Origin of the sequence: Aurantimonas sp. A3-2-R12, from assembly GCF_036016755.1 — a bacterium.
Taxonomy (GTDB): Bacteria; Pseudomonadota; Alphaproteobacteria; order Rhizobiales; family Rhizobiaceae; genus Aurantimonas; species Aurantimonas coralicida_A.
In genome coordinates this window covers 1-8,852 of record NZ_JAYXIH010000077.1, presented here as the reverse complement: position 1 = coordinate 8,852, position 8,852 = coordinate 1, and the positions used below count along the sequence as shown (strand labels likewise).

8 protein-coding genes are annotated in these 8,852 nt (G+C 64.3%); 3 read left to right on the top strand and 5 right to left on the bottom strand.

Annotation, left to right across the window (positions count from 1 at the left end; genetic code table 11):
• Both VSX60_RS21470 and VSX60_RS21465 read left to right on the top strand, forming a co-directional pair.
• Nucleotides 1–873 (top strand): hypothetical protein (locus VSX60_RS21470; protein WP_327626291.1); only part of this gene is annotated, 873 nt, incomplete at its 5' end.
• A 154-nt stretch (nt 874–1,027) separates the two neighbouring features.
• Nucleotides 1,028–1,468: a host attachment protein gene (locus tag VSX60_RS21465; RefSeq protein WP_327626290.1), complete on the top strand. Its 441-nt coding sequence runs from the start codon at nt 1,028–1,030 to the stop codon at nt 1,466–1,468.
• A 48-nt stretch (nt 1,469–1,516) separates the two neighbouring features.
• On the opposite strand, the gene VSX60_RS21460 is transcribed toward VSX60_RS21465, so the two are convergent.
• A complete protein-coding gene (locus VSX60_RS21460; RefSeq protein WP_327626289.1) occupies nt 1,517–2,665 on the bottom strand; it encodes a ribose-phosphate diphosphokinase in 1,149 nt (382 codons plus the stop codon).
• 15 nt (nt 2,666–2,680) lie between these two features.
• Between VSX60_RS21460 and VSX60_RS21455 the strand changes: the two genes are divergently transcribed.
• The gene (locus VSX60_RS21455; protein ID WP_327626288.1) at nt 2,681–3,157 is read left to right on the top strand and encodes a hypothetical protein; all 477 of its coding nucleotides are present in this window, start codon (nt 2,681–2,683) and stop codon (nt 3,155–3,157) included.
• A gap of 43 nt (nt 3,158–3,200) precedes the next feature.
• On the opposite strand, the gene VSX60_RS21450 is transcribed toward VSX60_RS21455, so the two are convergent.
• From VSX60_RS21450 to VSX60_RS21435, 4 genes are all read right to left on the bottom strand, one after another.
• Nucleotides 3,201–4,643: a phospholipase D-like domain-containing protein gene (locus tag VSX60_RS21450; protein ID WP_327626287.1), complete on the bottom strand. Its 1,443-nt coding sequence runs from the start codon at nt 4,641–4,643 to the stop codon at nt 3,201–3,203.
• Nucleotides 4,644–4,761: 118 nt separating this feature from the next.
• Nucleotides 4,762–5,598, bottom strand: a complete 837-nt coding sequence (locus tag VSX60_RS21445; RefSeq protein ID WP_327626286.1) for a universal stress protein — start codon at nt 5,596–5,598, stop codon at nt 4,762–4,764.
• 287 nt (nt 5,599–5,885) lie between these two features.
• Nucleotides 5,886–7,919, bottom strand: coding sequence for a heavy metal translocating P-type ATPase (locus VSX60_RS21440; RefSeq protein ID WP_327626285.1), 2,034 nt, complete (start codon nt 7,917–7,919; stop codon nt 5,886–5,888).
• Between the two features lie 274 nt (nt 7,920–8,193).
• The gene (locus VSX60_RS21435) at nt 8,194–8,580 is read right to left on the bottom strand and encodes a VOC family protein (protein WP_327626284.1); all 387 of its coding nucleotides are present in this window, start codon (nt 8,578–8,580) and stop codon (nt 8,194–8,196) included.
• Nucleotides 8,581–8,852 lie beyond the last annotated feature (272 nt).

Here is an 8,852-nt window from a genome sequence, read left to right as displayed (position 1 = left end):
TACAAGCTGAAGAAGCCGGTCCGCTTCCCGTTCCTGGATTTCACCACATTGGCTGCCCGCGAGACCAATTGCCGCGAGGAAGTTCGTCTCAACCGGCGGCTCGCGCCGCGCATCTATCTGGGAACCGTGCCCCTTAGCGAGGACGACGCCGGCGTGCTGGCGCTGGGTGGCCGCGGAAAAGTGGTCGACTGGCTTGTGGTCATGCGGCGCCTGCCGGCGGACCGGATGTTCGACCGAATGCTTCAGGAAGACCGCATCGGCGCGGCCGAGACCGACCAGCTCGCGGGTCTCCTGGCGCGGTTCTACCGTTCAGCCGACCATCCCGCCGTCGATCCGACTGCCTATGTCGACCGTCTCATGGCGCAGCAGGCGGAAAACCGGGCGATCCTGACAAAGCGCGCCTTCGCGGTGGATCACGCGCGCCTTCCCACGGTGCTGGACCGACTCGACCAGAGAATGGCAGAGGACCGCCCGCTGATCGAGGAACGGGCGTGGGCTGGCCGCATCGTCGAGGGGCATGGCGACCTGCGCCCAGAGCACATCTGTCTGACCGACCCGATCGTGGTCTTCGATTGCCTCGAATTCAGTCCGGAGTTGCGCCTCGTCGATCCGTTCGACGAGTTGGCCTTTCTCGGCCTGGAATGCCGAATACTGGGCGCGCCCTCCATCGGACCGACGCTCGTCGAGCGGGTCGCGGACCAACTCGGCGATCACCCGCCGCCGCGACTGGTCGCGTTCTACACCGCTTTTCGCGCGGTGTTGCGCGCCCGGCTCTCGCTCGCCCATCTTCTCGACGCCGCGCCACGGGAACCGGACAAGTGGGAACCGCTCGCGAGCCGATACCTCACCGTGGCGGAGGAATCCCTGCGATAGCCAGGCGGCGCTGTCGCCCTGCGGCCCGGGTGGCAACGGCACGGTCGGATTTCGCCACATGGGAGCGAGCGGACATGATCCTTGTCAACACCGGGCGTCGCCAACGCGGCTACCCTGTGATCATGGATCATCGAACGCAGGAAGTGTCATCGCCATGACCACGGTTAAAATTCCGCACCATGCGCGGGTTCTCGTTGCCGACGGGCGCAAGGCCCTTGTTCTCAGAAACGAAGGCGGCCCGTTCAATCCGAATCTAACGGTCGAGCACGTTCTCGAAGCGCCGGACAACCCGCCCACCAGCGAGCAGGGAAGCGACGAGCCCGGCAGAACGCAGACCCAGGGACGGCGCAGCGCCGTCGGGCAGACCGACTGGCATGCCGCGGCCGAAGCGGCGTTCGCATCCAAGGTGGCCGAGGAGATCGACCGGCTCTGCGCCCGGGAAAATGTGCGGGCGTTGATCGTCGTGGCGCCGCCGAAGGCCTTGGCGGATTTGCGAGGCCGCTTCACCGACGCGGTCCGCAAGCTGATCGTCGCCGAGATCGACAAGGACCTCACGAAGCACCCGGTTGGCGAAATCCAACGTCATCTGAGCTGAGGCCAGCACGCCGGCATCCTCCGCTCGGGACGTGATCGTCCCGACGCGTCAGGGCCGACGGCGAAGGCCGGTATCCGCACCACTACAGGCCGTGATCGCATCGGCGAATATGTCCGCCGTCTCCAGCACGACCAGCCGGTTTGCGACCGCGGCGGCATCGAGTTCTGGCAGCGGCACGGTATCCGTGATCACGACTGCGTCGATCGCCGCCTCGCTCCAGAGTGCATCGGCGCCTTCGGCGAACACGCCATGGGTCGCCGCGACCGAAACCTTTGTGGCCCCCCTTTCGCGGCAGACCGCCGCGACCCGAGCCATCGTGGTCCCGCTGCTGATCAGATCGTCGACCACGATCACCATGCGGCCGTCGACATCGCCGGCGAAGAGGTCTCCCGTTACGACACCACCACTGCGCTGCTTGTCCATGAAGCCTTTCGCGACGGGACGGCCGAGCGTCGTTTCCAACCGCTCGCGAAAGATCTCCGCCCGCTTGGCGCCGCCGAGATCGGGCGAGACGACCGCGACCGGCGCGTCCCCGATCTCTTTCGCGAAATGACCGATGAAGGCGCTGTTGGCGTCGAGATGGACCGTCGGATGGCGAAAGGCGTTCTGGAAGGCGGCGAGATTATGAATCTCCATGGTCATCAGACGATCCGTCCCGACGGCCTCGAACAGTTGGGCGACATAGCGGGTCGTGACCGGGTCGCGGCTCTTGGTCCGCCGGTCCTTGCGGGAATAGCAGAGATAGGGAACAACGGCGGTGACGCGGCCGGCGCCCGCGTCCCTCAGAGCGCCGATGAAGAAGAGTAGCCGGCACAGCTTGTCGTTGCTCGTGTGCCGCAGATCGCCGGTGAGGCTGTCGATGACATAAACATCGCGGTCACGAACACTGACAAGCGGTCGCGCCTTGTGCTCGCCGTCCTCGAAGAAACGTTCCTCGTGAGCCGCAAGCATGATGCCGAGATGTCGAGCGACACGCTCTCCAAAGGCTGCGCTGGAACCGAGCGCGAACAGCATCGGACCGTCCGGGTGGACCACGGCACGTCGTTTCGGGCTCAGTCCGTCCGCTCCGATCGGGCGAAGCGACAACCCACCGACAATCGCGTCGACGGTATGGCCGTCCTCGGAGAGCGGCGCCAGCAGGATCTCGACCGCGTTTGCCTCGCCGCCCGCCTCGTCGAGCGTAAATTCCGCAAGCAAGGGTTCGCCTGCTTGTTGGACGACTTCGAACAAACGCCTGAGCCGTACCGCCCCGCGACGGCGTGGCGCGGCGGCCAAGCTCGCCCCGACCTCGCAGTGGCCGAGAACCGCATCTACCGATTTGGCGCCGGAACGAAGAGTATAATTTTGCCCCTGCCCCGCCACGCCATATACGAAAGCAAACGTGCCCTGTGGATCGAGATTCTCGATGTCGAGATCCCTTTCCGAGGGAAAAATCAACTCATCTCGTCGCGCTTGCCAGACGGTGAGCAGGCGCCCCAGGAAGTCATCTCTCGGGAGGGGCGCGAAGTCGAGCCGGCGAAACAGGCGTCGAAGCGGATAGGATGTCTGCACGAGTGTCGTCACCGGCTTCGTTCCCTCCTGACTGTAGACAGTTGCGCGATTGCGGCCCCAACGATCCTGGAAACCGACACGGCAGCGGCCAAGTCAGGGTGCAAGCAAGCTCACCCGGTCGACCATCGCAGGCATTGATTTCAGTCAAACGCGGGGTCCGACGCGGTCCAAATCCTGATGATTAGCGTGGTCGGCCCTGGAGGCGACGCCATGGCCGCCAATTGTCGGCCGCGTCGAACGGATCGAAGAAATGCGTCCGCCCAAGCAATCGATCGAGCCAGCCCGGCCGCAGCGCCGGGAACGGATCGAGGTGCCTTCCCTCTGCTTGGTTGAGCATAGTGATCGTCGCGATGAGACTGCCCGATCGCTCCAGCTCGGCGGCGAAGACTTCGGCGGAGCGACCGAAATGTTCGGCCACGAGCCGGCTCAGAAGCATCTGAATTCGCCGTCTCGCTGCCGGATCGTCCGCTCCGGCCTCGATCGCCACATCGCATTCCGTATCGAGGCCGAGTGACCGATTGTTCAAATTGGCGGATCCAACTCTCAAAAACCGATCGTCGACGACCATCAGCTTGGAATGCACCGTGATCGGCAGATCGATCGCGGCCATGGGGGCGAAGACCCGCAACCGTTGGTGAATGTCCTTGCCACGGAGCGAGTGGATCAAGGGGATGCGAGGGCGGTCCATGGCCAAGCGTTCGATGATTCCAGCGCTTCGGGCCGGGCATACGACGACGATTTCCGGGCCGTCGCGCTCTTCGAGACGTTGTGCCAGGGCGTTGGCAATGACCGGCGACGTGACGTATTGATTCTCCAGGTAGATCCAATGTTCGGCGGCGGCGATCGCGGCGAGATAGAGGGCTTCCACTTCCCTGACGGCAGCCCCCCGCCTGTCGGCGGGCTCGGTCCGGGCGATCCCCAATCTGACGTCGCTCATGTCGGATGCAAGATCTTTCGGCCAAGCGGGCGTTGCAGGGACTGGCCGCGGAAGTTGAATACCGGTGGCGCGACGCCAGCGTCGTCTCGCCAGTTCGCCGAGAGCCGCCGCTGCTGGTCCCGCGACGGCGAGCATCACCTCGTGTCGGGGCTTGTAAATGCTCCCGTCGAGCGTGCGGCGGCGACTATCGGCCGGCAGATGCAGGGATGTGTCCCAGCGGTTGCGCGTGAAGTCGGAACCTCCGCAAAATGCGACGCTGTCGTCAACGACCAGTATTTTCTGATGGTGCGAAGCACCGACCGGATGGCCGCCGTCCAGTCGATATTCCAGACGATCTCGGGGCAGCCATCGCGCCGCACGCTGGGGACTGTCTCGGCGCTGGATGCTGTAGCCAACCGCCATCTTCCAGATGAGAATATGGACCTTGAGATCTGGGGTTCGCGCCAACAGGCGCGTCATCAGATCGCAGAGCGGTTCGGTATCTCCATTCTCGTCGGTTGGGGGCCCCAAAGGCACACGCGCGTCGAAGTCCCATCCGATAAGGAGAATGGAATGCTCGGCCCGCTCCATAGCGGCGCGCATGGCCGGCAGGTACGCCCAGCCGTCGACCAGCAGCGCGACCTTGGTCGCGTCTTCAATCCGCCAGCATGTGTCGGACTCCCGCAGGATGGAGTTCTTCCAGGTCATGTGTGTTCAGCGCTTGTTGGATTGCCCCGCCCTGCGCGGCAAGCCCGAGCCGGCGATCGGCACGATCGAGTGTGATGGGCCACAACATGCAAGGCAGGTCGTCGACAGGCGGATTTGCTCAATGGGATAGGAGGCAGCATTTCGGACAGCGACGCAGCAGGTCGTGGGTAACGCCGCCAAAGACCCATTCTCGCAAGCGAGCATGGCCATATCCGCCTGCGACAATGAGGTCGGCACCGTTCTGCTCGGCAATCAGGATGAGTTCGTCGGCCACGGACGCCTCCCGCTGTACGCGCACATCCGAGCGCGCCTTGACCTGATGACGCTCGAGATGACGGATGACATCCGCAGTGCGCGCTTGCGCGGCGTCTAACTCCGCTTCCCGGGCGATCTCGACGACATGGACACTGGCCGCCGCCCGCAGAAAGGGCGACGCATCCCAAAGCGCCCGGCGCGCCTCGCGCGTGTCTTTCCAGGCGATGACCACGTGCTCGGCAGAAAGCGCGCCGGTGCCTGCCGGAACGACGAGGACCGGTCGACCGGCGGCCATCATCACCGCGCCGGGATCGGCAGTCCGGTAAACGTCGGCACGCTGGCGATCCAGATCGCGCCCGATAACGATCAGATCGGCCGAACGGGCTTCGCGGGCCAGCATTTCGGCAGGCATATCAATCGCGGAGCGCCATTCCGTCGCGAGGGTCCGGCTGGCACAATGTGAACGAAATCGCGCTTCGGCGTCTCGCAGTTCGGCGGCGATCTGCTCTCGTTCGTCGGCGAGGACATCGACAAACACCACACCGCCGAACGCGTCGACCGGCGGTGGACGGAACGTGGCGGCGGTGGCTCCGATCAGAGCCGCGTCGAAGCGTTGGGCAAGAGCGACGGCGAGGTCGAGCCGGGTGTGTGAGGACGCGGCATCGTTCTCGACATGCACCAAGATCGACGCATAACTCATGCACGGCTCCTGACGACTGGATAAAGCGGCGATAATCCCGATGATCGACGAAACCGGGACATCCTTCCCGTTCCGCTTCCCGGATCCACTCGACTTCGTCACACCGCTATACGGCGTGCCGATCTGCGACTGGCACATCCGCTTCGCAGTCCCAACATCAGAGACCATTCGCGCCATCTTGGCATTGATCGACGTCAACTTCTTCCGTCAAAGCTCTTTGCAAGTCCGAGCGCCGGAGCGGAAACCGCGCGAATGGTTCAGCCTGCCACCGGTGTGGTTCTACGGATTTAAGCAGTCGAGGAATTCGGTTCGGGCGACGGGCTGGTCAGCTGGCAGGATCGCACATCGGGGGCGCTACCCACTGCTTCCCGAGGCATAATCCTCAGCGCTCTGAGCGCGTTGAGGATGACGGCGACGTCGATCAACTCCTGCAGCAGTGCCCCCTGCACCGGCGTGAGATAGCCGAAAGCCGCAGCGACCATTCCGGCGATCGAGAGGCCGATCCCGGCGAATACACTCTCCAGCGCGATCCGGCGGGACCGTTGGGCCACTTCCAATCCGGGCAGCAGCCGGTCGAGATGATCGACCAGGAGGACGACATCGGCCGCCTCGGCCGAAGCGGCCGCCCCGCGGGCCCCCATGGCGACGCCGATGTCCGCGGCCGCAAGCGCCGGCGCGTCGTTGACGCCATCGCCCACCATCATGACGGGACCGTTCTTTCGCTCGGCCAGGACCAGTAGAACCTTCTGATCCGGGNTGGCGACGCCGATGTCCGCGGCCGCAAGCGCCGGCGCGTCGTTGACGCCATCGCCCACCATCATGACGGGACCGTTCTTTCGCTCGGCCAGGACCAGTAGAACCTTCTGATCCGGGGTCAATTCGGCTCTCACCGCGTCGAGCCCAAGCCCCACGGTCACGGCCGTGGCCACGGCCCGACGGTCGCCCGTCGCCAGCAGGATACGCCGGATGCCCAGTCGCCGCAGGCCCGCAAGCAGTTCGGCCGTCCCCGACCGCAGCGCATCCGCCATCATGAGATGGCCAGCAAGCCTGCCGTCGACGGCAAGAACGACGAGGACAGAGCCTGCTTCCCGCGCGTAATGCTTCACACCCGGCAGATTGACCTGCGCCGTCACGAAATCCGCGCCGCCCACCACGACGTCCCGGCCGTCCACACTCCCCGCGACGCCTTCGCCGGGCATCTCCTCGACGTCGAGCGGCACCGGCAAGACGACGCCGCGCGTCCGGGCCGCGGCGACTATGGCCTGCGCGATCGGGTGTTTGGACGCCTGATCCAGGGCGGACGCGAAGTACAGGACCTCGTCCCGCGACAGTGCTCCATAGGATTCGATCGAAACGATCTGCGGGCGCCCGCCGGTCAACGTGCCGGTCTTGTCGAGAATCAGCGTCCGGATACGCGCCAGAGCCTCGAGCGGTTTGGCGCCCTTGATCAGCACACCGAAATGCGCCGCGCGGGACAGTCCTGCGACAAGGGCGACCGGGACGGCGAGGATGAGAGGGCATGGAGTGGCGACGACCAGAACAGCCACGGCGCGGATCGGATCGCCCGTGAACCACCACGCCGCCGTCGCCAGCGTTACCGTGACCAGCAGGAAGAGCAGCGAATACCGGTCCGCGAGCCGGGCCATCGGCGCCTTGGACCGTTGCGCTCCCTCCACCAAGCGGACGATCCCGGCATAGGTGCTGTCCGCCGCGCTTCGATTGGCGCGCAGATCGAAGGGTTCGCCCGCGTTGGTCGAGCCGCTCATCACGTCCTGTCCACGCTCCAGGTGGATGGGCATCGACTCGCCGGTCAGCGCCGACTGGTCGATCATTGCGCGATTGCTGTCGACGGTGCCATCGACGGGCGCAACATCGCCCTGCCGTATCAGCAGAAGGTCGCCGGGCTCAACGTCATCCAAAGGCACCTCGTCGAGCGCGCCGTTGCGGTGACGTGTGGCGGTGCGGGGCACACGGGAGAGAAGATCGCTCATCTCGCGGCGGGCGCGGCCCTCCGCGAAGCTTTCAAGGAAAGTCCCGCCGGAGTACATCAGCGCAACGACCGCCGCCGCGAGCGTTTCGCCGAACAGCAGCGCCGCCGACATCGACAGTGCGGCGACGATGTCGAGCCCGACCTCGCCTTGCCGCAGACTCCGAACGATCTCCACCACCAATGCGGCGAGGACGGGCAGAACGCCAGCAATCCAGATAGTCTCCGCCAAGCGCGGCAGTTCCGCAAACGTCAGGCCTAGACCCGCGAAAAGACCCAGCAGTGCAACGACTAGAAGGGCGATCTTTAGACTATACTTGAGCATTGAACTCATCGGCACATCCGATTCCGGGGTCATCCCGCGCGCCGCGAACAGGGGATGCCGTGCCATCCTGCGGAGGTTCGCGACATTGGCACGATTCAGACATCGGCGTGGACGGGACGCCTGAAGTCTTGGTTCCACGTTGCCCCGTCTCAAGCCAGGTTGGAGAGACCTTCGAGCTATCCGGCAACCAGCAGGATCGCCGCTTATACGATCGCCGACGACCATGTCCGGCTACGGCGCCGTCGTGGTGGGCGGGCCGGGCGGCAACTGAAGCGGCGAAAAGCTAATAGCCGGCGAACGGGTTGCCCTCGACAGGTTCCAGAATCGCGAAAACATTGCCCTCGGTATCCTTGAAAGAGACCAGATAGCCAATGTCAGGAATCAATGTTTTGGGCTGGATAATTGAGCCTCCTTCCGCTTCTATCTTCTTTGTGTACGCGTCGGCGGATGGGACATCGATCGTCGGCGTCACTGTTTGCCATGCCTCTTCGCGCTTCGCGACGCCGGCGTTGATGGCGGGCTCGTCGTTGTTCGCTGAGGTGGTGCGGATCAGCCAGTAAGGCATCGGCCCTTCCAGCTTCTGAGCGTGCCAACCAAAGACCTTTGTATAGAAGTCGACCGCGCGTTGGGGATCCTCAGCGGAGATATCTATGTGGATAAATCTCGGCATGCGGCTTTCCTCCAATGCCCACTGATGGCGCATAGTGATTGCATTGGTGATGATGGCGCAGGCAGCGGTACCGCGTATTGACGTAAGTCAAAGGAAAGAAGGAGATTCCGCCAGGGCGAGTTTGTGATTGACGGTCTCAGATGACCAGACCACAGCGAACTCCGCCGCGACTTGCGCAAGGTCAAACAATCGATCGAGACAATGTGCATCATGACGAGAGGTACAGGCCGCCCGGAGTCACTACGGCGGTGTCGGCCGCTTCGGATCTGGGC

What these genes read in the sequence shown, in the direction of transcription:
- VSX60_RS21465 (WP_327626290.1), top strand. Translation starts at nt 1,028, where the DNA reads ATGACCACGGTTAAAATTCCGCACCATGCGCGGGTTCTCGTTGCCGAC.
- VSX60_RS21450 (WP_327626287.1), bottom strand. Translation starts at nt 4,643, where the DNA reads ATGACCTGGAAGAACTCCATCCTGCGGGAGTCCGACACATGCTGGCGG.
- VSX60_RS21445 (WP_327626286.1), bottom strand. Translation starts at nt 5,598, where the DNA reads ATGAGTTATGCGTCGATCTTGGTGCATGTCGAGAACGATGCCGCGTCC.
- VSX60_RS21435 (WP_327626284.1), bottom strand. Translation starts at nt 8,580, where the DNA reads ATGCCGAGATTTATCCACATAGATATCTCCGCTGAGGATCCCCAACGC.